Source organism: Streptomyces sp. NPDC060027, from assembly GCF_042737005.1.
Taxonomy (GTDB): Bacteria; Actinomycetota; Actinomycetes; order Streptomycetales; family Streptomycetaceae; genus Streptomyces.
This window is the reverse complement of sequence record NZ_JBHWVI010000045.1, coordinates 1-25138: the sequence shown is the minus strand read 5'-3', so window position 1 is coordinate 25138 and position 25138 is coordinate 1. Positions and strand designations below refer to the sequence as shown.

General features: G+C 71.6%; 26 protein-coding genes. 17 read left to right on the top strand and 9 right to left on the bottom strand.

What is annotated here, in order from left to right:
• Positions 1-113: 113 nt before the first annotated feature.
• From ACFWBT_RS14470 to ACFWBT_RS14460, 3 genes are all read left to right on the top strand, one after another.
• Positions 114-662, top strand: coding sequence for a Clp protease N-terminal domain-containing protein (locus tag ACFWBT_RS14470; RefSeq protein ID WP_385699635.1), 549 nt, complete (start codon positions 114-116; stop codon positions 660-662).
• 256 nt (positions 663-918) lie between these two features.
• Positions 919-1929 (top strand): DMT family transporter, encoded by a 1011-nt coding sequence (locus ACFWBT_RS14465; RefSeq protein WP_385699633.1) that lies wholly within the window; start codon positions 919-921, stop codon positions 1927-1929.
• 203 nt (positions 1930-2132) lie between these two features.
• Positions 2133-3104 carry a DMT family transporter gene (locus tag ACFWBT_RS14460; RefSeq protein ID WP_385699631.1) on the top strand — a complete coding sequence of 324 codons (972 nt, stop codon included), beginning with the start codon at positions 2133-2135 and terminating at the stop codon, positions 3102-3104.
• Positions 3105-3376: 272 nt separating this feature from the next.
• On the opposite strand, the gene ACFWBT_RS14455 is transcribed toward ACFWBT_RS14460, so the two are convergent.
• Complete coding sequence (locus ACFWBT_RS14455; protein WP_385699629.1) at positions 3377-4066, bottom strand: pyridoxamine 5'-phosphate oxidase family protein; 690 nt, start codon at positions 4064-4066, stop codon at positions 3377-3379.
• 35 nt (positions 4067-4101) lie between these two features.
• Here ACFWBT_RS14455 and ACFWBT_RS14450 point away from each other — a divergent pair, with 35 nt between their 5' ends.
• Positions 4102-5433 (top strand): aminotransferase class I/II-fold pyridoxal phosphate-dependent enzyme, encoded by a 1332-nt coding sequence (locus tag ACFWBT_RS14450; protein WP_385699628.1) that lies wholly within the window; start codon positions 4102-4104, stop codon positions 5431-5433.
• A 219-nt stretch (positions 5434-5652) separates the two neighbouring features.
• On the opposite strand, the gene ACFWBT_RS14445 is transcribed toward ACFWBT_RS14450, so the two are convergent.
• Positions 5653-6588 carry a DMT family transporter gene (locus tag ACFWBT_RS14445; protein WP_385699625.1) on the bottom strand — a complete coding sequence of 312 codons (936 nt, stop codon included), beginning with the start codon at positions 6586-6588 and terminating at the stop codon, positions 5653-5655.
• Between the two features lie 75 nt (positions 6589-6663).
• Here ACFWBT_RS14445 and ACFWBT_RS14440 point away from each other — a divergent pair, with 75 nt between their 5' ends.
• Positions 6664-7566: a LysR family transcriptional regulator gene (locus tag ACFWBT_RS14440; protein WP_385699623.1), complete on the top strand. Its 903-nt coding sequence runs from the start codon at positions 6664-6666 to the stop codon at positions 7564-7566.
• A gap of 22 nt (positions 7567-7588) precedes the next feature.
• Here the strand turns inward: ACFWBT_RS14440 and ACFWBT_RS14435 are convergent, their stop codons facing one another.
• Positions 7589-8056: a pyridoxamine 5'-phosphate oxidase family protein gene (locus ACFWBT_RS14435; RefSeq protein ID WP_385699620.1), complete on the bottom strand. Its 468-nt coding sequence runs from the start codon at positions 8054-8056 to the stop codon at positions 7589-7591.
• 171 nt (positions 8057-8227) lie between these two features.
• Here ACFWBT_RS14435 and ACFWBT_RS14430 point away from each other — a divergent pair, with 171 nt between their 5' ends.
• Entirely contained in the window at positions 8228-8866 is a 639-nt protein-coding gene (locus ACFWBT_RS14430; RefSeq protein WP_385699617.1) for a cysteine hydrolase, read from the top strand.
• Positions 8867-8878: 12 nt separating this feature from the next.
• On the opposite strand, the gene ACFWBT_RS14425 is transcribed toward ACFWBT_RS14430, so the two are convergent.
• Entirely contained in the window at positions 8879-9328 is a 450-nt protein-coding gene (locus tag ACFWBT_RS14425) for a Rieske (2Fe-2S) protein (RefSeq protein ID WP_385699615.1), read from the bottom strand.
• A 196-nt stretch (positions 9329-9524) separates the two neighbouring features.
• Here ACFWBT_RS14425 and ACFWBT_RS14420 point away from each other — a divergent pair, with 196 nt between their 5' ends.
• The 8 genes from ACFWBT_RS14420 (at position 9525) to ACFWBT_RS14385 (ending at position 17887) form a co-directional block, all read left to right on the top strand.
• Positions 9525-10298, top strand: coding sequence for a HipA family kinase (locus ACFWBT_RS14420; RefSeq protein ID WP_385699614.1), 774 nt, complete (start codon positions 9525-9527; stop codon positions 10296-10298).
• Positions 10295-10678 carry a DUF3037 domain-containing protein gene (locus ACFWBT_RS14415; protein ID WP_385699612.1) on the top strand — a complete coding sequence of 128 codons (384 nt, stop codon included), beginning with the start codon at positions 10295-10297 and terminating at the stop codon, positions 10676-10678. Before ACFWBT_RS14420 ends, ACFWBT_RS14415 begins: the two co-directional genes overlap by 4 nt.
• Before the next feature lie 203 nt (positions 10679-10881).
• A complete protein-coding gene (gene fabG / locus ACFWBT_RS14410) occupies positions 10882-11643 on the top strand; it encodes a 3-oxoacyl-ACP reductase FabG (protein ID WP_266756229.1) in 762 nt (253 codons plus the stop codon).
• Positions 11644-11660: 17 nt separating this feature from the next.
• Positions 11661-12422, top strand: a complete 762-nt coding sequence (locus ACFWBT_RS14405) for an SDR family oxidoreductase (protein ID WP_385699610.1) — start codon at positions 11661-11663, stop codon at positions 12420-12422.
• Positions 12423-12691: 269 nt separating this feature from the next.
• Entirely contained in the window at positions 12692-14272 is a 1581-nt protein-coding gene (locus tag ACFWBT_RS14400) for an ABC transporter substrate-binding protein (protein ID WP_385699608.1), read from the top strand.
• A 128-nt stretch (positions 14273-14400) separates the two neighbouring features.
• Positions 14401-15084 (top strand): uracil-DNA glycosylase, encoded by a 684-nt coding sequence (ung, locus tag ACFWBT_RS14395; protein WP_351534760.1) that lies wholly within the window; start codon positions 14401-14403, stop codon positions 15082-15084.
• 121 nt (positions 15085-15205) lie between these two features.
• Entirely contained in the window at positions 15206-15763 is a 558-nt protein-coding gene (locus ACFWBT_RS14390) for a hypothetical protein (protein ID WP_385699605.1), read from the top strand.
• 1212 nt (positions 15764-16975) lie between these two features.
• Positions 16976-17887, top strand: coding sequence for a Gfo/Idh/MocA family protein (locus ACFWBT_RS14385; RefSeq protein WP_385699603.1), 912 nt, complete (start codon positions 16976-16978; stop codon positions 17885-17887).
• On the opposite strand, the gene lnt is transcribed toward ACFWBT_RS14385, so the two are convergent.
• Positions 17805-19391, bottom strand: coding sequence for an apolipoprotein N-acyltransferase (gene lnt / locus ACFWBT_RS14380; RefSeq protein ID WP_385699601.1), 1587 nt, complete (start codon positions 19389-19391; stop codon positions 17805-17807). The two genes, ACFWBT_RS14385 and lnt, sit on opposite strands and share 83 nt — an antisense overlap.
• Before the next feature lie 116 nt (positions 19392-19507).
• Positions 19508-19993: a nuclear transport factor 2 family protein gene (locus ACFWBT_RS14375; RefSeq protein ID WP_385699598.1), complete on the bottom strand. Its 486-nt coding sequence runs from the start codon at positions 19991-19993 to the stop codon at positions 19508-19510.
• A gap of 95 nt (positions 19994-20088) precedes the next feature.
• On the opposite strand from ACFWBT_RS14375, the gene ACFWBT_RS14370 reads away from it, so the two are divergent.
• Complete coding sequence (locus tag ACFWBT_RS14370) at positions 20089-20829, top strand: SDR family NAD(P)-dependent oxidoreductase (RefSeq protein WP_385699595.1); 741 nt, start codon at positions 20089-20091, stop codon at positions 20827-20829.
• 70 nt (positions 20830-20899) lie between these two features.
• Here the strand turns inward: ACFWBT_RS14370 and ACFWBT_RS14365 are convergent, their stop codons facing one another.
• On the bottom strand, positions 20900-21079 hold the full coding sequence (locus ACFWBT_RS14365; RefSeq protein ID WP_266756208.1) for a hypothetical protein: 180 nt from the start codon (positions 21077-21079) through the stop codon (positions 20900-20902).
• Between the two features lie 323 nt (positions 21080-21402).
• On the bottom strand, positions 21403-21576 hold the full coding sequence (locus tag ACFWBT_RS14360) for a hypothetical protein (protein WP_266756206.1): 174 nt from the start codon (positions 21574-21576) through the stop codon (positions 21403-21405).
• Positions 21577-22073: 497 nt separating this feature from the next.
• Between ACFWBT_RS14360 and ACFWBT_RS14355 the strand changes: the two genes are divergently transcribed.
• Positions 22074-22913 carry a hypothetical protein gene (locus tag ACFWBT_RS14355; protein WP_385699593.1) on the top strand — a complete coding sequence of 280 codons (840 nt, stop codon included), beginning with the start codon at positions 22074-22076 and terminating at the stop codon, positions 22911-22913.
• 143 nt (positions 22914-23056) lie between these two features.
• Here the strand turns inward: ACFWBT_RS14355 and ACFWBT_RS14350 are convergent, their stop codons facing one another.
• Positions 23057-24184 (bottom strand): FAD-dependent oxidoreductase, encoded by a 1128-nt coding sequence (locus ACFWBT_RS14350; RefSeq protein ID WP_385699591.1) that lies wholly within the window; start codon positions 24182-24184, stop codon positions 23057-23059.
• Positions 24185-24335: 151 nt separating this feature from the next.
• On the opposite strand from ACFWBT_RS14350, the gene ACFWBT_RS14345 reads away from it, so the two are divergent.
• Positions 24336-25046: a TetR family transcriptional regulator gene (locus ACFWBT_RS14345; RefSeq protein WP_385699588.1), complete on the top strand. Its 711-nt coding sequence runs from the start codon at positions 24336-24338 to the stop codon at positions 25044-25046.
• Positions 25047-25138: the final 92 nt, after the last annotated feature.

Genomic DNA, 25138 nt, shown 5'->3' with positions numbered 1-25138 from the left:
CGAAGTCATCCGTAGGGAGGAGAACCCGCACTGGTTTGCCCAACCTGCGTGGGACGTGAAGATGCTGCCCGCCGCGGATGACCCGGCTCCCCGGGGCTGATGAGGTGGGGGTTGTGTCATCCCGTATCCCCCGGCAGTCCGCCCGCGAGAGCGGCCGGAACCACCCCGGCATCGAGGCCGGACTCAGCGCAGAGCTGGCCTCGGTGGTCTCCGGCGCGCGCAGAAGAGCGCTGCGGGACGGGGACCGGCAGATCGACACGGCCCATCTGCTGCACTCGCTGCTGGAGTCCGACCCCGAGGTGTGCGCCGTCTTCGACGGCGGGGCGCGGGTCGCCCGGCTGCTCGGCTACCTCGTGCAGCGCAGCATCGGTTACGGACTGCGCTGGCAGAGCACCGTCGAGGACTTCGGCGCCGGGCCGGCGGCGGTCGATGAGGGCTGGTCCCCGGTGGCGGCGGGGGCCATGGAGGAGGCGTACGCGCGCGCTGTTCTGCGGGGCGACGAGCGGGCCCGCGGTCTCGACCTGCTCGCGGCACTCGTCGCCGACCGCCGGTCGCGGGCCGTCGAGGTCCTCGGGCGTGCGGGGGTCGATCTCCCGCCGCTGCTGGAGCGGATCGAGAGCGGCCGCGAGGAGCGGGTGGGCCGGGCCGACGGGGGCTGGTAAGTCCCGGTGGGCGCGGAGGTGGGCGCGGAGGTGGGCGTAGAGGTGGGCGTAGAGGCGGGCGCTGAGACGGGTGTATCGGCGGGCGGGGAAACGGGCGGAGAGGCGTGCGGGGAAACGGGCGGAGAGGCGCGGCTCGGCGGCCGGTCGCCGCGTCCGCGGGTGTGGGCCGGCGGTCGTCGGTGGGACCGGGCGCCGGGGTCCAGTCGTTGAGACAGGTGTCATCGGGGGTGACGGTCATGTCGTCGCCTGTCATCATGTGCCCGTGGATACGTCTCAGGGGAGTCAGGGGAACCGCGGGAGGGGCGTCGGCCTGAGCCTGGCGCTCGTGTCGGCGGTCGCCTTCGGTGGTTCGGGTGTCGCGGCCAAGCCGCTGATCGAGGCAGGGCTCGACCCGCTCCACGTGGTGTGGCTGCGGGTCGCGGGCGCGGCTCTCGTCATGCTGCCGCTGGCCGTGCGGCACCGGGCGCTGGTCAAGCGGCGACCCGCGCTGCTCGCCGGGTTCGGACTGCTCGGCGTGGCCGGGGTCCAGGCCTTCTACTTCGCCGCGATCTCCCGCATCCCTGTCGGTGTCGCCCTGCTCGTGGAGTACCTCGCCCCCGCGCTGGTGCTCGGCTGGGTGCGCTTCGTGCAGCGCCGGCCGGTGACGCGTGCCGCGGCCCTCGGCGTCGTCCTCGCCGTCGGCGGACTCGCCTGCGTGGTCGAGGTGTGGTCGGGACTGAGCTTCGACCTCGTCGGACTCCTGCTCGCGCTGGGAGCCGCCTGCTGCCAGGTCGGCTACTTCGTGCTCTCCGACCAGGGCAGCGACGCGGGGGACGAGGCACCCGACCCGCTGGGCGTGATCGCGTACGGGCTGCTCGTCGGCACCCTCGTGCTGACCGCGGTCGCGCGCCCCTGGACCATGGACTGGTCCGTCCTCGGCGGCAGCGCGGACATGAACGGGACGTCCGTGCTCGCCTCGCTGCTCCTCGGCTGGATCGTGCTCATCGCCACCGTCGTCGCGTACGTCACCGGAGTCCTCTCCGTGCGCAGGCTCTCCCCGCAGGTCGCGGGCGTCGTGGCCTGTCTCGAAGCGGTGATCGCCACCGTTCTGGCCTGGGTACTGCTGGGCGAGCACCTCTCGGCGCCGCAGATCGTGGGCGGCGCGGTGGTCCTGCTCGGCGCGTTCATCGCGCAGTCGTCGGCCCCGGCGAAGCCCTCGCAGGAGCCGGTCGCGAGTGGGCCGGGCGACGCCGAAAGGAAGTTGGCGGCCCACGGAACGGCCGTCTAAGGTGCTGGTCATGCCGACGACGCTCGTTCTTCCGCCTCCGGCCGCCTGAGGCGGGCATACCGGAATCCCGCCCGGCCCCGTGCCGGGCGGAACGGCGCTGCCCGCAGAAGAAGTCCGAGGACCTTTCCGTACGCCCCCGCCCTCACGGCACGGGCTGCGACGTGGTTCCTTCCTGAACTTCTGCGGATCTGCGGAGAGAACACGTGTCGAACGATGCTGTCGGCCTGCCCGTCGGGCGAGGCCTGCTCTATCTGATCGTCGCCGGTGCCGCCTGGGGCACCGCGGGCGCCGCCGCGTCGCTGGTCTATCGGGCCAGTGACATGGGGCCGATCGCCCTTTCCTTCTGGCGCTGTGCGGGCGGACTCGCGCTGCTGCTCGCCGTACGCCTGCGCCCGGGCCGGACCGCCGTCCGCCGCGGCGTGCGGGAGCCGCTCCGCCGCAAGACGCTGCGGATCGGTCTGACCGGCCTCGGGCTGGCCGTCTTCCAGACCGCCTACTTCGCCGCCGTCGAGGCGACCGGCCTGGCGGTGGCGACCGTCGTGACGCTGGGGGCCGGGCCCGTGTTCATCGCGCTGGGTGCCCGGGCGGCCCTGGGGGAGCGGCTCGGCCGCGGCGGGAGCATCGCCGTCGTCGGAGCGCTGACCGGGCTCGTCGTGCTGGTCCTGGGCGGCGAGGGTGCCACGGTGCGCCCCTGGGGTGTCGCGCTCGCGGTCCTCTCCGCGGCCGGCTACTCCGCGATGACGCTGCTCACCCGGTGGTGGGGGCGCGACGGTCGCGTCGACGGGGCCGGTACGACGGTGTGGACGTTCGCCGTCACCACCGTCTGCCTGCTGCCGTTCGGACTCGCCGAGGGGCTGGCCCCGCATGCCGCGCAACCTGCCGAGGTGCTGGCCCTGCTGGCGTACATCGCGGCCGTCCCCACGGCGCTGGCCTACGCCCTCTTCTTCGCCGGCGCCGCCGTCGTCCGCTCCGCGACCGTGTCCGTGATCATGCTCCTGGAGCCGGTCAGCGCGGCCGCGCTCGCCGTCGGTCTGCTCGGTGAGCGGCTCACTCTGCCGACGCTCGCCGGCACCCTGCTGATGCTCGGCTCGGTCGCGGGACTCGCGGTCGCCGAGACGCGCGCCGCGGGGGCCGAACGGCGCGCGGCACCCGAGAAGGAGTCGGCGCTGGTGTGAGGACGGACGGGCACCGGTCCTGGCGGGCACCGGTCCGGGCGGGGGCCGGTGCCGTCCGGGGCTTCGGGTGCGGTCCCGGGAGGGCCGGTGTTCCTACGGGCCTCCTCCGGGCGCGCGCAGAAGCCGGTGCCCTCCGGGGTGTCGGCTGGGGCGCGGGCAGGTGTGCTCGCTCCTGTGAGGGGCGGGTGCGGGCTCGCACCCGCCCCTCACAGGGGACGGTTCGGGCCCGCCACCCGCCCCTCACAGGTCCATGTGCCGGACGGCGCGCGTGGTCACAGGGCGGTCAGGTAGCCGGGCACTTCGATGCCCGGCGCCAGGTCGTCCGCCGGGACCGGGGCGCCGTACCCCTTCGTCAGCGGGAGCACGCCGGTCCAGTGGGGGAGGGAGAGGTCCTCGGGCTCGTCGTTCGGGCCGCCGCTGCGCAGCTTGGCGGAGACCTCGTCCAGATCCAGGCGGATCACGGCGGTGGCCGCGAGTTCCTTGGCGTTGGCGGGGCGGGAGTCGCCCGAGCGGCCGGGGACGACGTGGTCGACCAGTGCGTCCAGCGCCACGCACCGCTCGTCGGGGTCCGTGACCTGGTGGGCGATGCCGTGCACCACCACGGAGCGGTAGTTGATCGAGTGGTGGAAGGCCGAGCGGGCCAGCACCAGTCCGTCGACGTGGGTCACGGTCAGGCAGACGGCCAGCCCGGGATCGGCCTGGCCGGTCATCCGCAGCGGGCGCGAACCCGTCGAGCCGTGCACGTAGAGCCGCTCGCCCACCCGTGCGTACAGCGTGGGCAGGACGACCGGCGCGCCGTCGCGGACGAAGCCGAGGTGGCAGACGTACCCCTCGTCGAGTATCGCGTGCACCAACTCGTGGTCGTACGCGGCGCGCTCCTTGGAGCGGGTGGGGACGGTGCGGTCGGTCGGGGTGTAGGCAGCGGACTGCGTCGTCCTCGGCTGGGTGCTCGTCTCCGGCATTGCCTTCTCCATTGCACTAGTGCATAATCTCGTTTGTGCTAGGAGAGTATCGGATCGAAGGCCGTCGCGCAGCCGACATCGCCGCCAGTGTCGAGCGGGCGGTGGGGTCGGGTGAGCTGGAGCCGGGTCAAACGCTGCCGCCGATGCGGGAGTTGGCCGAAGAGCTCGGGGTCAACGCGAATACGGTCGCGGCCGCCTATCGCACGCTGCGCGAGCGCGGGGTCATCGAGACCGCCGGCCGACGGGGCAGCCGGGTGCGCCCGAAGCCGGCCACCACGGGGCGCGAGTACCTTCGCGTCGACGTCCCCGAGGGTGTGCGGGACGTGGCCGACGGCAATCCCGACCCCGCTCTGCTGCCCGCCCTCGCCGAGGCCTTCGCGGCGGCGGCCCGGCAGTCCGACCGCCATCCCGTGCAGTACGGGGAGGACGCCGTCGAACCGGAGCTGGGGCGACTCGCGCGCTCAGGTCTCGACGCGGACGGGGTGCCCGCGGGCCCCGTGGTCGTCACCTCCGGATCGCTCGACGCCATCGAGCGCGTGCTGATGGCGCACCTCAAACCCGGCGACGCGGTGGCCGTCGAGGATCCCGGCTGGGGCAGCCTGCTCGACCTCGCCCCGGCGCTCGGGCTGCGCACGGTCGGTGTCGGCGTCGACGACGAGGGTCCCCTTCCCGACGACGTACGACGTGCGCTGACCGTCGGGGCGCGGGCCCTGATCGTCACGGACCGGGCGCAGAATCCCACCGGCGCCGCGATCACCGCTCCGCGCGCGCTTGCCCTGCGTTCCGTGCTCGGGGAGCACCCGGAGACGCTGCTCATCGAGGACGACCACGGCCACCGGATCGTCGACCTGCCCCTGCACTCCCTCGCCGGGGTCACGCACAGCTGGGCCTTCGTGCGCTCCGTCGCCAAGGCCTACGGGCCCGACCTGCGGCTCGCCGTGCTCACCGGCGACCCCGTCACCGTCGACCGCGTGCACGGGCGGCAGCGGCTCGGGCCCGGTTGGGTGAGCCGCCTGCTGCAGAAGGCCGTGGTCCACCTGTGGACGTCCGGCGCGGTCGACGTCGGGGCCGTGGCGGCCTCGTACGGGAGGCGCCGCGACGCGCTGATCGGCGCCCTGAAGGCGCGCGGCGTGGAAGCGCACGGGCGCAGCGGGATGAACGTCTGGATCCCCGTCCCGGACGAGACCGGGGCGGTCGCCCGGCTGCTGCACGCGGACTGGGCGGTCGCGCCCGGGGCCCGCTTCCGGATGGGCTCACCGCCGGGCATCCGGATCACCGTCTCGACGCTTCGGTCCGAGGACATCGAGCCGCTCGCGGACGCCGTCGCGTCCGCCGTGGGACCGGCACCCGCACGCCGTTACGTCTGAGGTGCCGGTGCCGGTGCCGGTGCCGGTGTCGTAGGGCCGGGACGGCGGGTGCCCGGGGAGCGTGGACGGCCGATGTCATGTCCCGCGTGGACCGCACGAGTTGTTGAAGGGGGCGAGCCGCCCGGCGGTGGCGGCATGTCGTGAGTCCCGTACGGCCGGTGTCGTTCGGGCCCGTGCGCGCGGGCGCCGTGGAGCCCCCGACGACCGGCGCCGCGGGCGTCAGCGGCGCGGCCTCGCCTGGGTGAGGGCCGCGCCCGCGAGGACGATCACCGCGCCGACCGGCGTCGACCAGGCCAGCGACTCGCCGAGGATCGCGACACCGGCGGCGGTGGCGATCACCGGGATGAAGTACGTGACCATCTGGGCCGTCGTCGGGCCGACCTCGGCGACGATGCCGTACTGCAGGAGCATGGCCAGACCGGTGCCGAGGGCTCCCAGGGCCACGACCGCGAGCAGCGGCACCACCGCGAAGTGGCGGGGCAGCGTGGTGAACAGCGGCGTGACGAGAGCCAGTTGGGCGGTGGCCAGGAGCAGCTGGGCGCCGGTCATCGACAGATGCGAGTGGCCGGTGCCGGCCAGTGTGCGGCGGACGTAGATCCACCCGATCGGATAGCTGAGCGAGGCGAGCAGGGCCATCGCCGTGCCCCTGGCGTCCAGACCGTGGAAGCCCTGCCAGACACCGAGGACCGTCAGGACGCCGAGGAAGCCGATGCCGAGACCGGCGACTCTGCGCCGGGTCGGCCGGTCCTCGGAGAGGGCGACCAGGGAGAGGGCCATGCCCCACAGGGGCGACGTCGCGTTGCAGATGCCCGCGAGCGTGGAGGGGATGGTCAGTTCGGAGTAGGCGAAGAGGGAGAACGGCAGCGCGTTCAGCAGGAGGGCCGCGACCGTGAGGTGTCCCCACGTCCGTGCCCCGCGCGGCAGCCGCTCCCGCTTCACCGCCATCGCCGCCGCGAGCACCGCGGTTCCGAACAGCAGCCGCCCGAAGGTGACCTGGAACGGCGCGTAGCCCTCCGTGCCGACCTTGATGAGCAGAAAACTGAAGCCCCAGATCAGCGAGAGGACGCCGAAACGGATACGCCAGTCGAGGGCGGTGCGGCGGCGGGGTGCGACGCCGGTCGGCGTGACGGGTCGAGGAGTGGCGACGGTGCTCATGGGGCCAACAATGAAGCAGAACGATCTCTTAGCACAAGCGAGAATTATCAAGCGTTATCTCGTAGTATCGCTTACATGTTGAATCTGGAGCGCCTGCGCACCCTCGACGCCCTCGCCCGGCACGGCTCGGTGAGCGGCGCGGCCGAGGGACTGCACGTGACCACCTCGGCCGTCTCCCAGCAGATGGCGAAGCTGGAGCGCGAGGTGGGGCAGCAGCTGCTCGCCAAGAACGGCCGGGGGGTGCGCCTGACCGACGCCGGGCGGCTGCTCGCCGAGCACGCGGCGCGCATTCTGTCCCAGGTCGAGCTCGCGCAGTCCGACCTGGAGGCGCAGCGCGGTCAGGTGGTCGGTGAGCTGCGGCTCTCCGCGTTCCCGACCGCGGCGCGCGGACTGTTCCCGACGGCGCTCGCCGCGCTGCGCGCCGACCACCCGGGACTGCGTGTGCGCTCCAGCGAGCTGGAACCGGAGGCCGGGGTCGCCGGGGTGGTGCGCGGGGACCTGGACCTGGCGGTCGTGCTCGACTGGCACAACAAGCCGATGCCGCTGCCCGACGGCCTGGTGAAGGCATCGATCCTCGACGACCCGGCCGATGTGGCCATGCCCGTCGGCCATCGGCTCGCGGGCCGCGACGAGGTGGACCTCGGGGACTTCGCCGACGACGAGTGGATCACCTGGGCCGAGGGCGAGTTCTGCCACGAGTGGCTGATGTTCACGCTGCGTTCCAAGGGCGTCGAGCCGCGCATCGGGCACCGCGCCGCGGAGACGCACACCCAGCTCGCACTGGTCGCCGCCGGGCTCGGCGTGTGCGTGGCCCCGCTCCTCGGGCGCCAACCGATGCCCGAGGGGGTCGTCACGGTACCGGTGCACCAGCGTGTGCGCCGCCATGTGTACGTCGTGTGGCGGGCCGACGCCGACCGCCGACCCTCGATCAGGGCGGCGGTGGACGCCTTGCGCAGAGCCGGTGAGGCCGTCAAGTAGGCCCCGTCGAAGGGTGGTTCGGTTACATCGGAGGGAGCTTGCGGAAGTCCCACGAGGCGATCGCGTCCGGTGTCAGCCGCATCCAGGCGTGCCGGCCGTCGTGCGGCATCTCCTCCATGCCGAAGTTCTTGCGGGCGAACAGCGTCTCCGGGACGTCGAGTTCGGCGCACAGTTCGCCCGTGCGCGGGAACTCGCCCACGAACTCCACCGCGCCGGACAGCTCGACGCCCCGCAGCTCCCCGTACTCCTCGCCGGAGTCGATCACCACCGCGACCCGCGGATCGTTGCGCAGCTGCACCCAGCGCTTGCTGCGCACCACCGAGTACAACCACAGCGAGGTGCCGTCCCAGGTGAACCAGAGGGCACTCACGTGCGGGACTCCGTCCTTCGACACGGAGGCGACACGGCAGGTGCGCTGGGTGGTGAGGAACTCGTCCAGTTCACCGGGAGTCATCATGATCTTCCGGCCTCTGCGCTGAGTGACGGCCATACGGTCCCCTCTTCTTCTGTGTGTCGGCCCTGTCCGTGCCGAGCTCTGCCGGCGGCCCGCCCGGGCCCGCCGAAGTATTCTGACGTTCCGTCAGAAAAGCATGAGGCGTCTTCCGTCCTCACGCAATGGTCGTTACGCTCGCCCGCCCCGACCGCGACGACAAGGAGAGTCATGCCGTCGTTCGAACAACTCAGTGAACTCCTCGACCCCGTCGGCACGGTGCTACTCACCGTGGAATGCCAACAGGGTGTCGTGGGCCTGGACAGCGCGCTACCGGAACTCGCCAAGGAGGCACGGTCCTCCGGAGCGCTCGCCCGTGTCGCCCGGCTGGTCGACGCCGCGCACGAGAGCGGGGTGCAGGTGATCCACGCGGTCGCCGAGCGCCGCCCCGACGGTCGCGGCGCGAACCGCAACGCCCGGCTGTTCCGGGCCGCCGAGCGGTTGCCCGTGCAGCAGTTGACCGGGTCGACGGCGGTACGGATCGCACCGCCCGTCCAGGTCGCCGAGGAGGACTTCGTCGTACGCCGACTGCACGGCCTGTCGCCGATCGCGGGCACCGACGTCGACCCGCTGCTGCGCAACCTGGGCTGTCGCACCCTCGTCGTGACCGGAGTCTCGGCCAACATTGCCATCCCCAACGCCGTGTTCGACGCCGTGAACCGCGGCTACACCGTCGTCGTGCCCGCGGACGCCGTCGCGGGGGTCCCCTCCGAGTACACCCCCGCCATGATCAGGAACACGCTCGCGCTGGTCGCCACGATCACGACCACCGACGACGTGCTCGCCTGCTTCAGGCGACGCCGCCCCTGACATCGCGGGCGGTCAGGCGAGCATGATCGAGTCGCCTGCGACGGTGATGGTCCTGGCGGCCAGCGCGCTCGTCGCCGGCCCCTTCTTCACACTGCCGTCGGTGGCCGAGAACTCGCTGTGGTGGCAAGGGCAGTTGATGACACCGTTCGCGATGCCCTTGACCGCACAGCCCATATGGGTGCACTTGGACGAGAAGGCCTTGAAGGTTCCCGCCGTCGGCTGGGTCACCACGACGCCCTGGCCGGAGAAGACCTTGCCGCCGCCCTCCGGGATGTCGGAGGTCTTGGCGAGTTCCGTGCCGCCCGCGTTCCCGGCCGCGCCGTTGTCGGAGCCCACGGTGTCGGAGGCATTGTCGTCCGCTCCGCACGCGCTCAGCGCGACGGCGAGCCCCGCCGCGCCGACCGCGGCCACGACGGTGCGCCGGGCCGGTGCCGGTGCGGGGTGAAGCGATTCGCTGGTCATGCTGGCCTTCCCTTCAACGGGCGAGATGTGGATCTGCCCAGAAGTACGGTCCCGCCCCGCACGCTGTTCAGGGGATGAAGACTTCTTGACCGGATCGACAGCGTCTCGACAGGAGAGCCGCCGCGATCCGCGGACCGCCTCCGGCCGCGCTCCGGGCAGCGTCCGCCGGGCGGGACCACCCCAGTAACCTGGGGCGATGCTCAAGGAAGTGAACGCCACCCGCTACATCACGCCGCTGCGTGAGGGCGGCTCGCTGCCGGGACTCGTCGAGGCCGACGACCTCGGGACGTACGTCATGAAGTTCACCGGCGCGGGACAGGGGCGCAAGACGCTCGTCGCGGAGGTCGTCTGCGGTGAACTCGCCCGGCGGCTCGGCCTGCGGGTGCCCGGCCTGGTCACGATCGGCCTCGACCCGGTCCTCGGGCTCGCCGAACCGGACCAGGAGGTCCAGGAACTGCTGAAGTCGAGCGGCGGCCCCAACCTCGGGATGGACTTCCTCTCCCGCGCCATCGGCTTCGACCCGCTCGCCTTCGAGGTGAGCGCCGAGGACGCCGGCCGGATCGTCTGGTTCGACGCCCTGGTCAACAATGTCGACCGGTCCTGGCGCAACCCCAACCTGCTGATGTGGCACGGCGACCTGTGGCTCATCGACCACGGCGCCACGATGATCTGGCACCACCACTGGCCCGGCGCGGAGGCCTCCGCCGCCAAGCCGTACGACGTCTCCGACCACGCGCTCACGCCCTTCGGCCCGGACATCGCCTCGGCCGCCGCCGAGCTGGCCCCGCTGGTGACCGAGGATCTGCTCGCCGAGGTCACCGCGGAGATCCCCGAGGCATGGCTGGCGGACGAGCCCGGCTTCCACTCGCCGGACGCGCTGCGGCGCGCCTACGCACGGCCGCTCCTGGCGCGCGCCGGCGTCATCCACGAGCGGATCAAGGGCATCGACGGCATCGAGGGGGACAAGTGAGCGAGCGGGACGTCTTCGAGTACGCGCTGCTGCGCGTGGTGCCGCGGGTCGAGCGCGGCGAGTGCTTCAACGCGGGGGTACTGGTGTACTGCCGGGCCCATTCCTTCGTCGCGGCGCGCACCCATCTGGACGAGAACAAGCTGTTCGCGCTCGACCCGGACGCGGACGTGGTGGGCGTACGGGCCGCGCTGCGCGCGGTCGAAGGTGTCTGCACCGGAGGAAAAGCCGCTGGTCAAGCGGCGGGCGACGACGCCGGACGGCGATTTCGCTGGCTGATCGCGCCGCGTTCGACGGTGGTTCAGCCGGGTCCCGTGCACACCGGCCTGACCGTCGATCCGCGCGCCGAGGTCGACCGGTTGCTCCAGTTGCTGGTCAGGTAATGGATCACACGCGCGCGGTGTGCCGTTGACACCGAGTGCCAGGGCTTCTAGCGTCACGTCTGCTGAAGGTACTAAGCGGTCGCTCACTGGATGGGCGTACCGTATGAGCCGCAGTTCTTTCGGGACACCGAAGGCGCCGCAAGGTTGTCGAGACAGCTTGGCCGGGCTTGGGCCGGCTTTTCCAAGGGCGAGGAGAACCAGCAATGTCCACCACTGAGCAGCGTGTCGCCGTAGTCACCGGTGCCGCGCGCGGCATCGGCGCCGCGACCGCCGTACGTCTGGCCGCGGAGGGCCGCGCCGTCGCGGTGATCGACCTCGACGAGGCCGCGTGCAAGGACACCGTGGAGAAGATCACCTCCGCCGGCGGCAAGGCCATCGCCGTCGGCTGCGACGTCTCCGACGAGGCCCAGGTGGAGGCCGCCGTCGCGCGGATCGCCGAGGAGCTCGGCGCTCCGACCATCCTGGTGAACAACGCGGGCGTCCTGCGCGACAACCTGCTGTTCAAGATGAGCGCGTCCGACTGGGACACCGTCATGAACGTGCACCTGCGCGGCGCCTTCCTGATGGCGAAGGCCGTCCAGAAGTACATGGTCGAGGCCAAGTTCGGCCGCATCGTCAACCTGTCGTCCTCGTCGGCGCTGGGCAACCGCGGCCAGGCCAACTACTCCACCGCCAAGGCCGGTCTCCAGGGCCTCACCAAGACCCTGGCCATCGAGCTCGGCAAGTTCGGCGTGACCGCGAACGCCGTGGCGCCCGGCTTCATCGTCACCGACATGACCGCCGCCACCGCCGCCCGCGTCGGAATGGACTTCGACGACTTCCAGGCCGCCGCCGCGACCCAGATCCCCGTGCAGCGCGTCGGCAACCCCGACGACATCGCCAACTCCATCGCCTTCTTCACCGGCGAGGCCGCCGGATTCGTCTCCGGCCAGGTGCTGTACGTCGCCGGCGGACCGCTCAACTAGGGCCGGGGGAAACGCACATGACCACACTCCCCGAACTCTCGGGCAAGGTCGCGCTCATCACGGGTGCGAGCCGCGGCATCGGCTACGGCGTCGCGGAGGCCCTGGTCGCCCGCGGCGACCGGGTCTGCATCACCGGCCGTAACGAGGACGCGCTCAAGGAGGCCGTCGAGACCCTCGGCGCCGACCGCGTCATCGGCGTGGCGGGCAAGGCCCATGACGAGGCCCACCAGGCCGTCGCCGTCGAGCGCACCATGGAGGCCTTCGGGCGCGTCGACTTCCTGGTCAACAACGCCGGTACGAACCCGGTGTTCGGGCCGATGGCCGAGCTGGACCTCAATGTGGCGCGCAAGGTCTTCGAGACCAACGTCGTCTCCGCGCTCGGCTTCGCCCAGCAGACCTGGAAGGCCTGGCAGAGCGAGAACGGCGGCGCGATCGTCAACATCGCCTCCGTCGCCGGCCTCGCCCCCTCGCCGTTCATCGGCGCGTACGGCGTCAGCAAAGCCGCGATGATCAACCTGACCGTGCAGCTGGCGCACGAGTTCGCGCCCAAGGTGCGGGTCAACGCGATCGCGCCCGCCGTGGTGAAGACGAAGTTCGCGGCCGCGCTGTACGAGGGCCGTGAGGCGGAGGCCGCCGCGGCCTACCCGCTCGGCCGGCTCGGCGTGCCCTCCGACATCGGCGGCGCCGCCGCCTTCCTCACCTCGCAGCAGTCGGACTGGGTCACCGGTCAGACGCTCGTGGTCGACGGCGGGATCTTCCTCAACGCCGGAGTCGAGTGACACGACGTCAGCGCGGACGCTGTCCGCGCGCCGGGGCCCCGCGCCCCGCGCGCGGGCAACCGACCGGCATCTTGTCGCGAGTTGACGGAATTGCTGTCCGCTCCGAGCGGCAAGAAGTCCGATATCCGGTGAGTCGGCGGGTTCACAGAGCTCTGACAACGTAGTCACAAATGTGCTGATCAAGTGCCCTGCCGGGAACATGGTTCCCCCGGCGGGGCACTGCGGTATGGTCTGCCGACCCTTGGTACGGCAGATCGAGGAGCGTGCGCGTGTTCAACCGGAACCGATGTCTTCGACAGCTTGCGGCGATCACGTCCATAAGCTTGGTGGCCGGGTGCGGCGTTCTCTCCCCGGGATCGTCCGACGACGAGGGACCGATCGTGGTGGGCACCACCAGTGCCCCCAGCACGCTGGACCCGGCCGCCTCCTGGGACGGCTCGTGGGAGTTGTTCCGCAACATCTACCAGACGCTGCTGGGCTATCCCACCGGCTCGGTCACCCCGAAGCCCGACGCCGCCAAGAGCTGCGCGTTCACGGACGGATCCAATCGCACCTACCGCTGTGTGCTGCGTCCGAACATGAAGTTCTCCGACGGGGACCCGCTCGACGCCCGGGCGGTCAAGCACTCCATCGACCGGATCAGGAAGATCGGTGTCCGCGGAGGCCCGGCCGGCCTGCTCGGCAGCCTCGACCGGGTCCAGGCGCTGAGCGAGCGCGAGGTCGTCTTCCACCTCAACAAGCCGGACGCCACGTTCCCGTTCGTCCTGGCCACGCCGGCGATGTCGATCGTCGACCCCGACGACTACCCCGCCGACGCCCTGCGCAAGGACAACAAGGTCTTCGGGTCCGGGCCCTACAGCTTGCGGTCCTACAAGGAGGGCCAGCAGGCCGAACTCGTCAGGAACGATCACTACGACGGCTTCGCCGAGCGCAAGAACAGCGCGGTCACGATCCGTTACTTCCCGAGCTCGGCCCAGATGGTCAAGGCCCTGAGGGACAAGAAGATCGACGTCACCTACCGCGGCCTCGCCGCAGCGGACATCGTCGCGCTCCGGGGGCAGAGCTCCAAGACGGACCTCCAGCTCATCGACGGCACGGGCACCGAGATCAGTTACCTGGTCTTCAACCCGAAGGACAAGTGGGCCGGGAAGCTCGCGGTCCGCAAGGCGATCGCCCAGGTCGTCGACCGGCCGGCCATCACGCACAAGGTCTACAAGGGCACCGTCGACCCGCTCTACTCGATGGTCCCCGCCGGCCTGATCGGGCACACCACCGTCTACTTCGACGACTACGGCAGCCCGAGCGCGCCCAAGGCCCGCAAGATCCTGCGGGACGCGGGCATCAACGAGCGTGTCCCGCTCACGCTCTGGTACACGACGGACCGCTACGGCTCCGAGACGGCCCCGGAGTTCCGCGAACTCAAGAGCCAGCTCGAACGCTCCGGCCTGTTCACCGTCACGCTCAAGAGCCGCCCCTGGAAGACCTACGAAGCGGGCTACCGCGACGGCGAGTACCCGGTGTTCGGCCGAGGCTGGTTCCCCGACTTCCCGGACGCCGAGAACTTCATCGCGCCCTTCGTCGGCCAGCAGAACGCGCTCGGTACGCCCTATCCGGCACCGCGGATCACCGACGAGCTGCTGCCCGAGTCGCGCGGCGTCAGCGACCGGGGGGCGGTGGTCAAGGAGTTCGAGCAGGCCCAGCAGATCCTCGTCGACGACGCCCGGCTGCTGCCCCTGTGGCAGGGCAGGCAGTACGTGGCCGCGAACGAGGAGATCTCGGGCGCCGAGCGGGCCCTCGACCCGTCGACGATCATGACGATGTGGGAGCTGGACCGTAAGACCAGCTGGTAGCGGACCCGGGGACCGGTTGCCCGGAGAACAGGGCAACCGGTCGGTGACGCGGGGGACGGGAACCGATTGTCAGTGGGCGACGGTAGGTTCTGTGGTCTGGAAGTCACCGCACATCGAAGGAAGTTGACGTGACCGATATCGCCATGCTGCCCGAGTCCTGGCGCGGCGTCCTGGGTGAGGAACTGCAGCAGCCCTACTTCAAGGAACTCACCGAGTTCGTCGAGGAGGAGCGAGCGAAGGGTCCCGTCTATCCGCCGCGGGAGGAGGTCTTCGCCGCGCTCGACGCCACCCCGTACGAGCGGGTGAAGGTGCTCGTCCTCGGTCAGGACCCGTATCACGGCGAGGGCCAGGGGCACGGCCTGTGCTTCTCGGTCCGTCCCGGCGTGAAGACCCCGCCGTCGCTGCGGAACATCTACAAGGAGATGAAGGAGGAGCTGGGCACCCCGATCCCGGACAACGGGTATCTGATGCCGTGGGCCGAGCAGGGCGTGCTGCTGCTCAACGCGGTGCTGACCGTCCGCTCCGGCGAGGCGAACTCGCACAAGGGCAAGGGCTGGGAGAAGTTCACGGACGCGGTCATCCGCGCGGTGGCCGACCGCCCCGACCCCGCGGTCTTCGTGCTGTGGGGCAACTACGCGCAGAAGAAGCTCCCGCTGATCGACGAGGAGCGGCACGTGGTGGTGAAGGGGGCACACCCCTCACCGCTGTCCGCGAAGAAGTTCTTCGGCTCGCGTCCCTTCACGCAGATCGATGAGGCCGTGGCCGCCCAGGGCCATGAGCCGATCGACTGGCGCATCCCGGACCTGGGCTGACGCCGAGCCGCTGGCCAGGACCGTCACCGGCCTGGCCCAGCGGCGTACGGGGGCGCCTGAGCGGGATTGTCAGCGGCTCCGGCTAGCGTCGTGAGGGACAGTGACGAGCCTGGAGGACGCGGTGGCGGAGCAACAGGAGCAGGCGGCGCCGGACGCCATGATGACCCGGATCGGACAGGCCGTCATGCTGCACCACGCCGGTGACCGCGAGGAGGCCCGCGGTCGTTTCCTGGACCTGTGGGGCGAGATCGGCGAAGGCGGCGACGCCCTCCACCGCTGCACGCTGGCGCACTACATGGCCGACACCCAGGACGACCCCGCGGACGAACTCGCCTGGGATCTGCGGGCCCTGTCGGCGGCCGAGGAGCTCACCGACGACCGGATCGCCGAACGCCACCAGTCCCTCGCCGTCCGCGCGATCTACCCCTCACTCCATCTGAACCTCGCCGCCGACTATGTGAAGCTCGGCCGCTCGGAGGCCGCCCGTACTCATCTGCGCCGGGCCCGTGGCGCGGTCGGCGTCCTCGGGGACGACCGATACGGGGACGGCGTCCGCGCGGCGATCGGCCGCCTGGAGCTTCGCCTCAAGGGCACCGGCAACCCCGTGGAGACCGGCGGAGCCGACCGCTTCGGCAGCCCCGGCGGCGAGACGCTGGGGCCGCCCAGACAGCGGCCCTGAACCCTGTCCCGCGCCGCCCCGGCGCGTCGCCTCGAACGCCGCCTCTCCGGGGTGTCTCGCCGACTGCCCGACCGACCGCCGACCTGGCCCGCGACCTGCTCCGCGACCTGTCCCGCGACCTGCTCCGCGACCTGTCCCGCGGCCGGGCCGCGACCCGGACCGGGTGCGGCGGGGCGCGTCAGCGTCCGTACGTCTTTGCGCAGATGACCGACTCCGGGCTGTCCGCCGTCCAACCCCCGTACTTCCTGCCGAGGGCGCAGAGATCGGACCTCTTCGGCAGGTCGGAGGTGCCGGGCGGGCGGGCGGCGCGGGGTTTCGGGTGCCGCGGCTCGGTATGCGGGGCCGGGCGGGAGCGCTGCGGAGGGGGCGCGGGTGCCACGGCCTGCGGTGCCTGGGGCGGGGGAGTCGCCCGGTGCCGGGCCGCCGCGTCGGGTGAAGGCTTCCGTGAAGGGCCGACGCGCTCCAGTGCCTCCCGCGCCGGCGCCTGCACGATCTGAGGCTCCGCCCTGCTGTCCGGACGGGGCACGCCGGTCCCGGACGGGGCGGAAGGAGAGCCGGAGGCGGGCACCGGCTGGACGGTCATACAGCCCGAGAGGGCGCTGACTGCCACGGTGACCAGGAGCGTTGCGGTCGTCGTCGTTCGATACACCCACACAACTCTGCTGGTTCCGGACCGCTTTGGGGAGCGGAGAAGCCCAGGATGCCCCGCACGAGTGATCCTTACGCTCCGACGGCGGGTGCGGAGACCGGCGAGCTGACCCGCTCCCAGGGTACGCGCCGTCGGCCGGGGCGGGGCCGGAGCCTCCGGACAGCTCGGCGACTCGGCGACGCCGCGCACGCCATGGCGCCGGCCCTCGGATGGGGCGCACGCCATGGCGCCGGCCCTCGGACAGGGCGGGAACCAGGCGGCCGTCGAGGACGCGATCGTGCCGGCCCACCCCACCGAAGCGGCACGGGGCGCCGACCCGGCCGCCTCCTCGGCGGACCGGGGACGCCGTACGGCCGCCATCGCCCGAAAGGCCTTCAGGCGGCCCGGACGAACAGGATGGGCAACCGTGCCGGAGTCCCCCCGCGCAACACGGCGATCACGGCCTTGTCCACGGCGGGGCCCGCGCTCTTCCCGCGCAGCTTCGACGGAATCGCCGACCGGCGCCCGCCGCAGCCGCCGTATGCTTCCGACGGGACCCGCGTCGGCAACTGAAGGAGATCTCCGTGAAGGTCGGCTGCATCGGACTCGGCGACATCGCGCAGAAGGCGTATCTGCCGGTTCTCGGTGTGCAGCCCGGGGTCGAACTGCATCTGCAGACCCGGACGCCCGCCACACTCGACCGGGTCGCCGACAGCCTTCATCTGCCGCCGACGCAGCGCCACACCGACCTGGCGGACCTGCTGGCACAGGACCTCGACGCGGCGTTCGTGCACGCGGCCACCGTCGCCCACCCCGAGATCGTCACGCGCCTGCTGGAGGCGGGCGTACCGACGTACGTCGACAAGCCGCTCGCCTACGAGCTGACCGAATCGGAGCGGCTGGTACACCTGGCGGAGGAGCGGAACGTCAGTCTCGCGGTCGGATTCAACCGGCGCCACGCGCCCGGATACGCGCAATGCGTCGAGCACCCGCGCGAGCTGATCCTCATGCAGAAGAACCGCACAGGGCTGCCCGAGGACCCCCGCACGATGGTCCTCGACGACTTCATCCACGTCGTCGACACCCTGCGCTTCCTGGTGCCCGGTCCGGTCGACGACGTGACGGTGCGCGCCCGTGCCGAGGACGGGCTGCTGCACCATGTCGTGCTCCAGCTCGCCGGAGACGGATTCACCGCCCTCGGTGTGATGAACCGGCTGAGCGGGTCGAGCGAGGAGATCCTCGAGGTCTCCGGCCAGGACACCAAGCGACAGGTGGTCAACCTCGCCGAGGTGATCGACCACAAGGGGCAGCCGACCGTGCGACGGCGCGGGGACTGGGTGCCGGTGGCCAGACAACGCGGCATCGAGCAGGTGGTCCTCGCGTTCCTCGACGCCGTGCGCGCGGGAAAGGTGCTCAGCGCCCGGGACGCGCTGGCGACTCATGAGCTGTGCGAGCGGGTGGTACGAGCGGTTCAGGAGCAGTCCGCCGCAGCCTGAACGCCCGCGCGCCCTCCGTCACGCACAGCGCCGCCAGCACCAGCAGGGCCGCGTGCACCGGCCAGTCGCCCAACCGGACGTACGGCGTGACGCCCCGGGCCACCGGTACCTCGTACACCGTCGCCCTGCTCGCGCCGGTGCCGAGCCAGGAGCCGATGCGCTCACCGCTCGGGCCGTAGACGGCGGAGACGCCGGTGAGCGTCGCGTGCACCATGGGGCGGCCGGTCTCGGCGGCGCGCAGCGCGGCGAGCGAGGCATGCTGCTCGGGCGCCCAGCTGCGCTGGAAACTCGACGTCGAGGACTGGGCCAGCAGCACCTCGGCGCCGTCCTGGGCGAGGTGGCGGCTCATGTCGGGGAACGCCGTCTCGAAGCAGACCATCGGCCCGACGCGCAGCCCGTGTCCGGCGTTCATCACCACCTGCTCGGTGCCCCGCATACGGTCCTCGCCGGCCGCCTTGCCCACGGAGGTGGCCCAGCCGAGCAGGGAACGCGCGGGAACGTACTCGCCGAACGGGACCAGCCGCATCTTGTCGTAGCGGTCGCCGGTCGGACCCTGCGGCCCCACCAGGACCGAGCTCTTGTAGATGCCGGGCCGGTCGGAGCGGCGCGCGTCGACGTTCACCATGATGTCGGCGCCGACCTCCCGGGACAACGCCGCGACACGGTGCGCCAGATCGGGCCGGTCGGCCAGGTCGAATCCGACGCTGCTCTCGCCCCAGACGACCAGGTCGGCGCCCCGGCCCGCGAGTTCCCGGGTGAGCGCCTCCTCGCGCGCGAACCGCTTGTCGCCACTCGCGCTGCCGTCCACGACACCGGGCTGCACGACGGCGATCCGTACCCGGCCGTCGACATCCGGGCGCGGCGACCACACCCAGGCCGCCGAGGTCGCGGCGGCCGTCGCGACCAGTCCGGCCACGGCGGGCATACGGGACTCACGCACCGAGACCAGCACGGCGACCGCGACGTTGACCGCCACCACCAGGAAGCTGAGCAGCCACACCCCGCCGACCGAGGCCAGCCGCAGCGCGGGCTCCACCTGCCACTGGCTCGATCCCAGCAGACCCCACGGACCGCCCAGGCCCTGCCAGGAACGGGCGAGTTCCACCATGAGCCACCCCGACGGCAGGACGAGGAGGGCGGCGCCGACCTGGCCCGGTGACGGGACGCCCGCCAGGAACCGCCGGACGAGCCAGCCCCACGGCGCCCACAGCGCGCCGAGCAGCGCCGCTATGACCACCGTGAAGACATGCAGGCTCGGCAGCAGCCAATGGTGCACGGCCAGCATGAAACCGAGTCCGCCGAGCCAGCCGTCGTACGCGGCACGCCGGCTCGTGGGAGCCGAGCGGGCCAGCAGGATCCAGGGCACGAGCGCGACGTACGCGAACCACCACCAGGACGGCGCGGGGAAGGCGAGCATGGGCAGCGCGCCCGCCAGCGCGGCGACGACGCCGCGCCGCCAAGGGGAGACCAGCCATCGGCCGAATCCAGCGTCGGGCCTCTTCATCCTTCGCCTCCCTCCCCGGTGGTCCCTCCAGTGTGCGCGTCGGCGGCGATCTCCGACAGGGGGCAATGAGACCGGGAGGGGGCGCGTCCACGGGGGAGCGCCCCAGGTGGGGTGACTCAGGTGCTCGCGGGTGCGTGCCGGGGCTGTGGCATCCGGCGCCACTTCTCCTGGACGACCACCTGGCGCAGCCGCCAGCCGTCGTCGGTCCGCAGCAGACCGAAGGCGTACCGCCCACCGCACACGAAGTCGGGCGCGGTGGATTCGCCGTCCTGTCCCGCGAACCTCATCGGATTGATGTAGTCCGCCTGGACCCGGGCCGTGTCGCCGGAGTCCTGATCCAGCACGCCGAACCGCAGGCGCCGGTTGACGATCAGATGCTGGCGCATCGCGAACAGTTCCATGCTCTGCGACAGCCACCCGGTGACCTCGGTGGCGTCGCCCTCGATACCGCCGGCCGAACGGTAGTCGGCCCGTCCGTCCGACGTGAACAGCCCTTGGTACCCTTCCCAGTCGCCGTCGTCCACTGCCACCGCGTACGCGGTGACGATCTCGTCCACGGCGAACCGGTCCAGCACGGTCGCGAGCTCCACACGCTGCGTCATCGGCTCAGTGTTGGCCACGGGGCTTGCCACGCCAAGAGGCTGGTCGGGGATATTCGATGTCCGGGGGATTCGGTCTGCCGTACCAGGAGGCTTTTATGGCACGTCCGGTCACGATCGTCACGGGTGGCAGCCGGGGGATCGGAGCCGCAGCCTGTGTCCGACTCGCGGCGGACGGGCATGACGTGGTGGTCGGCTATCTGAGCGACGCCGAGGCCGCCGAGCGGACCGCGACCGCCGTCCGCGCGGCCGGGGCGCGCTGTGTCACGGTGCGCGTGGACACCTCCGACGAGACCGACGTCGAGCGGCTCTTCGACACGGCCGCGGACCGGGTGGGCCAGGTGACCGGGCTGGTGAACAACGCCGGGGTGACCGGACCGCTCGGACGGCTCGCGGACACCGACCCCGCCGACCTGCGGCGCGTGATCGAGGTCAACCTGCTGGGCACGCTGCTGTGTTCGCGTCGCGCGGCCCGGTCCATGGCCGCCCTCGGAGGCGGCGCCATCGTGAATGTGTCCTCGGCGGCCGCCACGCTCGGCAGTCCCGGGGAGTTCGTGCACTACGCGGCGAGCAAGGCCGCCGTCGACGCGCTGACCACCGGACTCGCCAAGGAACTCGGTCCCGACGGCATCCGCGTCAACGCGGTCGCTCCCGGCATGATCGACACCGAGATGCACGCGGCCATGGGCGACCCGGGCCGCGCCGAGCGTGCCGCCTCGTCGATTCCGCTGCGCCGCGTCGGCCGGGCCGAGGAAATCGCCGCCGCCATCGCGTGGTTGATGTCGCCCGACGCGTCGTACACGACGGGGGCGGTGCTGCGGGTGTCCGGCGGGCGGTGAGCCCCGGCCGTTCTCCGGCGTCCAAGTCGACGTATCGGTGGGGTGGTTGTCCCGGCAGGCCGGGACGGCCTCACGCCGCCTCGATGATCTCCCCGCGGATCGCCTCGGCCCACTTCACGACCAACAGCTCATACTCCGCCCGCTCCTGTGCGGACAGGGAGCCGCCCGCTCGCGTCCACAGGGCGCGGATCTGTTCGTTCAACGCGGCGGCAGACCGCACGGAACCAGACGGAGTGAAATCGGGGGACATGCGCACCAGCCTAGGGGCAAGGACTGACACTGCGCTACCGGGCGGCTACGCAAGTCGTATGCCCTTCGTCACGGCGCACGCGACCGACGCCCCGCCGTTCGTCCGACTCAGCGCGCAGGGGCTTCGGTTGCCTCGGGCGGCGGCCCGGGGCACTCGACGATGCCGACGGGGAGCCGGGGGTCGAGTTCTCGCCGCCCGGGCGATGCGCTCACGTTCTGCGAGATCGTCCCCGGGCGGACGCGCCCGCCGCCATCGTCCGCGCCGGCGGCGTGTGGACACGCGGATGCTGTCGCCCGGGGCGCTCCGGGGCTTCCGCTGCGGGCTCAGCCCTTCGGCACGCCCGCCTCCGGCCGTTCCGCCCACACCTGCGCGGCGAGCGCATCCGCCTCGTCCTGAGGGATCCCGGCCTTCACCAGGATGATCCCGCGGCTGCCATCCGGAAACTTCACACTGCGCGCTTCCATGCCCAACCGGCCCAGCGTTGGCTCCTTCGGCATGCTCCACCTCCAGTCGTGGAGACCACGCTAAAGCGGCCCCACCGCAGTCGGCAGAAAATGTTCGGCCAGACGGCCTACTGCCCCCTCACCTGGTACATCGCCCGTGGCACGCCGGGCGGAACCGGGCTCTCCGGCCTGGGCATCGCCCACCCGACCAGGGCCGAGCCCGCGGCACGGACAGGAGCAGACGGCCGCCCCGACACCGCACCGCCCCGCGGCACGGACAGGAGCAGTCTGCCGCCCCGACGACGCGCCACTCCGCGGCACGGAAAGGAGGAGACTGCCGCACCACCGCTCCGGCCGGAGCCGGAGCGGTGGCCGAAGGTGTCGGGAGCTCCACGTCCACAGAAGCCGTGCGGTTGCGCGCGGTCCCGGTCGGCCGCCGACGACGGTGGCGAGCGAAGTCGTCCATTCCGCGACGGCCAGCGCATAACGTTCCTCATGCGGGCTTCGGTCGAGGTCGCGATGGTGCGTGACGAGGAATCAGTGGGGGGCGAGTGATCACTCCAGCACCGCCGAGGCGGGCATGCGTCCGCTACGGCGCCGATGGGGTCAGGTGTGGCAACGCCACGAACCGGGCCGACGGCTGGTGCGGACAGTGCGAGGGGTACACGACACCCGAGCCGCCGACCACCGACGCCGAGGCCAAACCGCGTCGCTCCGCCTGGCGTTGGGGACCCGGGGACTGGAAGCCCGCCCCCTTGGGGATGGACTCCGACGAGGCGTACGAGATCGACGTCACGCCAGGGGCTGTGGCCACCTATGCCAAGGTCCACGCGGTCGAGCCGCAGAACGCGGAGACCGAGATCCGATCGCTGTTCGAAGATCTCATAGCCGACCAGGCGGCCACGGAGCGGAACGAGGCAGGCGCCTGGCGCGTCTACTTCCCGAAACACGGCTACGGCCTGCTCATCAGCGAGGATCGCAGCCACATCCTTCGGTACTGCACCCGGCACATGGAACGGACCTGGGCCCAGTACCGGACCGGCGTCGCCTCCCGCATCGCCGGACCGAACCGCATGCCCGCCTGGAAGCGCGAGGGAGTGGCGAGGCACATCGACCTCGCGGTCGGGGGGAAGGTCGTGGACCTCTACGCCCGGCACAAGCTGGGTCTCAAGGTCACGTCGGAGAACATCGACGAAGTGGCGCGGCGGCTCGCCGCCCATGTGAACGAGAACGTCCTGCCTCAGTGGCGGCACGGTGACGACGAGTCGATCGACGACGGAGGCGGCAACACCTGGCGCCTTGTCCGCGACGACGAGCACCCCGGCGGACTGATCCTGGCCACCTACGCCAGCGGCGACACCTCTCCGCGGGACCGCGGTGAGACGCCATGAGCACGGACTCCGCGCCTGACGAGCCAGTGGACATCGCATCGGTGGAGGACGACGAGGTCCCGCAGTAGACGGCGACGGCGTCGGGCGCCGGTATCAGGACCTGGCCGGTTCACCGGTGCGCCCGGGCCCGCACGGCGCGTGGCTCATCGGGCCTGCTCGTGTCCGGTGAACATGTTGATCAGGCCGTGGGGCGCGTTGTCGCCGAAGAGGAGCTCGTGGAGTTCGGCGCCGTCGGTGGCGGCCGCGGCGCTGCGGGGGAACAGGGCCCGCTCGTACGCGGTGAGCGCGGCCTCGGGGTCGTCGGGGTGCGCGGCGATGGCCTCGCCGAGTTCGGCGCCGTCGTACATGGCCAGGTTGGCGCCTTCGCCGTTCGGGGCCGAGAGGTGGGCGGCGTCGCCGAGCAGGGTCACCCCCGGCACCCGGTCCCACCGGTGCTCGTCGGGCAGGGCGTTGAGAGTGCGCAGGACCGGCGCGGTCTCACCGTCGGTGATCAGCGCGGTGAGCTCCGGGGCCCAGCCGTCGAACTCCTGCGCGATCCGCGCGGTGGCCGCGGCGGAATCGGTGAAATCGATACCGGCGAACCAGTCCTGCGGTTCGGAGAGCGCCACATAGGTGTGGAGGGTCCCGCCGCTCTCCCGGTGAGCCTGGATTCCCTTCCCCGTGGTGAGCGCGAACAGTGCTCCGGCGCCGACCGCCTTCGCGCCGGCCGGGTGCCGGGTGTCGGCGTCGAACAGGTAGGTCTCGATGAACGACCGGCCGATGTACTCGGGTGTCGCGTCGGAAAGCAGCGGCCGGACCCGTGACCACGCGCCGTCCGCGCCGACCAGCAGGTTCGTGACGGCGGTGCCGCCGTCGGCGAAGGTCACCTCGTGGCGCCCCTCGCCGAGGGTGCGGACGCCGCTGACCTTGTGGCCCCACCGGACGGTGCCGGCCGGGAGCGAGTCGAGCAGGAGCCGTCGCAGCTCGCCGCGCAGCACCTCGGGGCGTCCACGCGTGCTGTCGTCGTCGTACAGCACGGTTCCGTCCGAGGCGAGGACCCGTGTCGCCTCGCGGCCCTCCAGGATGATGCCGCGGAACTCGTCCATCAGGTCCGCCGCCCGGAGAGCCGATTGGCCGGTGTCGTCGTGGATGTCGAGCATGCCGCCCTGCGACCGCTGGCTCGGAGAGGTCTCCGCCTCGTAGATCGTGGCCGGGATTCCGTGGACGTGCAGGACGCGGGCGAGCGTGAGGCCGCCGAGTCCGGCGCCGATGATCGTGACGGGAGTGGTCATGGTGCTTCCTTCCTGATCGCGGACCGCTCGGCGGACACCTCCACCTGGCGGGTCACCTTCTGGAACGTCGTTCCAGCCACTCCAGGATGGAACGGTGTTCCATTCCCTGTCAAGCTGGAACGGCGTTCCAAGGTCCGTCTAGGATGGGGGCATGGCAACGCGAACGCGCCGGTCACAGCGGCGCACGGAGGCGCTCTCACGGGAGAGCATCGTCGAGGCCGCCGTCGAGCTGCTCGACGGCGCGGGCGAGGGCGGGCTGACGTTCCGGGCCCTGGCCGAGCGCCTCGCCACCGGGCCCGGGGCGATCTATTGGCATGTGGTGAACAAGGGTGAGCTGCTCGACGCCGCGACCGACGCGGTCGTCGCCGCCGCTCTGGCCGTCGAGCCCGCCGAGTCCCCGGGCTCGCCGCGGGACGAGATCCGCGGCGTCGCGCTCGGTCTGTTCGACGCGATCGAGGAACACCCGTGGCTCGCCACGCAGCTCTCGACGCATCTCTCCCGCAGCCCCTGGGGCTCGGTCACGCCGCGGATCTTCGAAAGCGTCGGTCGGCAGGTCCCCGCGCTGGGCGTGCCCCAGGACGGCTGGTTCACGGCGACCTCGGCGTTGGTGCACTACATCCTCGGCGCCGCCGGCCAGAACGCCGCGAATACCGCGAGCGCCCGCACTCTCGGGGCCGGGGTGGGCCGCACCGAGTTCCTCGACTCCGTATCGAAGGCGTGGGAAGCGCTCGACCCCGCCGACTACCCGTTCACCCGGGCCGTCGCGGACCAGCTGCGCGACCACGACGACCGCGAGCAGTTCCTCGCCGGCATCGACCTCGTCCTCACCGGCATCACCGCCGGCCGGCTTCCCGGTGAATAGTAGTGCTTCGTTACGTTGAGTGATCTCGGCTGAGTGTGGGCAGCTTCCCGGAATGAGGTTGGGGGAAGTGGACCGGCTCCGGGGTGAGTTGG

Bases quoted from the DNA above. Each gene is read 5' to 3' on its own strand.
- ACFWBT_RS14455 (WP_385699629.1), bottom strand. From the start codon at position 4,066: ATGCCGGAGACGAGCACCCAGCCGAGGACGACGCAGTCCGCTGCCTAC.
- ACFWBT_RS14445 (WP_385699625.1), bottom strand. From the start codon at position 6,588: ATGAGCACCGTCGCCACTCCTCGACCCGTCACGCCGACCGGCGTCGCA.
- ACFWBT_RS14440 (WP_385699623.1), top strand. From the start codon at position 6,664: ATGTTGAATCTGGAGCGCCTGCGCACCCTCGACGCCCTCGCCCGGCAC.
- ACFWBT_RS14435 (WP_385699620.1), bottom strand. From the start codon at position 8,056: ATGGCCGTCACTCAGCGCAGAGGCCGGAAGATCATGATGACTCCCGGT.
- ACFWBT_RS14430 (WP_385699617.1), top strand. From the start codon at position 8,228: ATGCCGTCGTTCGAACAACTCAGTGAACTCCTCGACCCCGTCGGCACG.
- ACFWBT_RS14425 (WP_385699615.1), bottom strand. From the start codon at position 9,328: ATGACCAGCGAATCGCTTCACCCCGCACCGGCACCGGCCCGGCGCACC.
- ACFWBT_RS14420 (WP_385699614.1), top strand. From the start codon at position 9,525: ATGCTCAAGGAAGTGAACGCCACCCGCTACATCACGCCGCTGCGTGAG.
- fabG (WP_266756229.1), top strand. From the start codon at position 10,882: ATGTCCACCACTGAGCAGCGTGTCGCCGTAGTCACCGGTGCCGCGCGC.
- ACFWBT_RS14405 (WP_385699610.1), top strand. From the start codon at position 11,661: ATGACCACACTCCCCGAACTCTCGGGCAAGGTCGCGCTCATCACGGGT.
- lnt (WP_385699601.1), bottom strand. From the start codon at position 19,391: ATGAAGAGGCCCGACGCTGGATTCGGCCGATGGCTGGTCTCCCCTTGG.
- ACFWBT_RS14375 (WP_385699598.1), bottom strand. From the start codon at position 19,993: ATGACGCAGCGTGTGGAGCTCGCGACCGTGCTGGACCGGTTCGCCGTG.
- ACFWBT_RS14370 (WP_385699595.1), top strand. From the start codon at position 20,089: ATGGCACGTCCGGTCACGATCGTCACGGGTGGCAGCCGGGGGATCGGA.
- ACFWBT_RS14365 (WP_266756208.1), bottom strand. From the start codon at position 21,079: ATGTCCCCCGATTTCACTCCGTCTGGTTCCGTGCGGTCTGCCGCCGCG.
- ACFWBT_RS14360 (WP_266756206.1), bottom strand. From the start codon at position 21,576: ATGCCGAAGGAGCCAACGCTGGGCCGGTTGGGCATGGAAGCGCGCAGT.
- ACFWBT_RS14350 (WP_385699591.1), bottom strand. From the start codon at position 24,184: ATGACCACTCCCGTCACGATCATCGGCGCCGGACTCGGCGGCCTCACG.
- ACFWBT_RS14345 (WP_385699588.1), top strand. From the start codon at position 24,336: ATGGCAACGCGAACGCGCCGGTCACAGCGGCGCACGGAGGCGCTCTCA.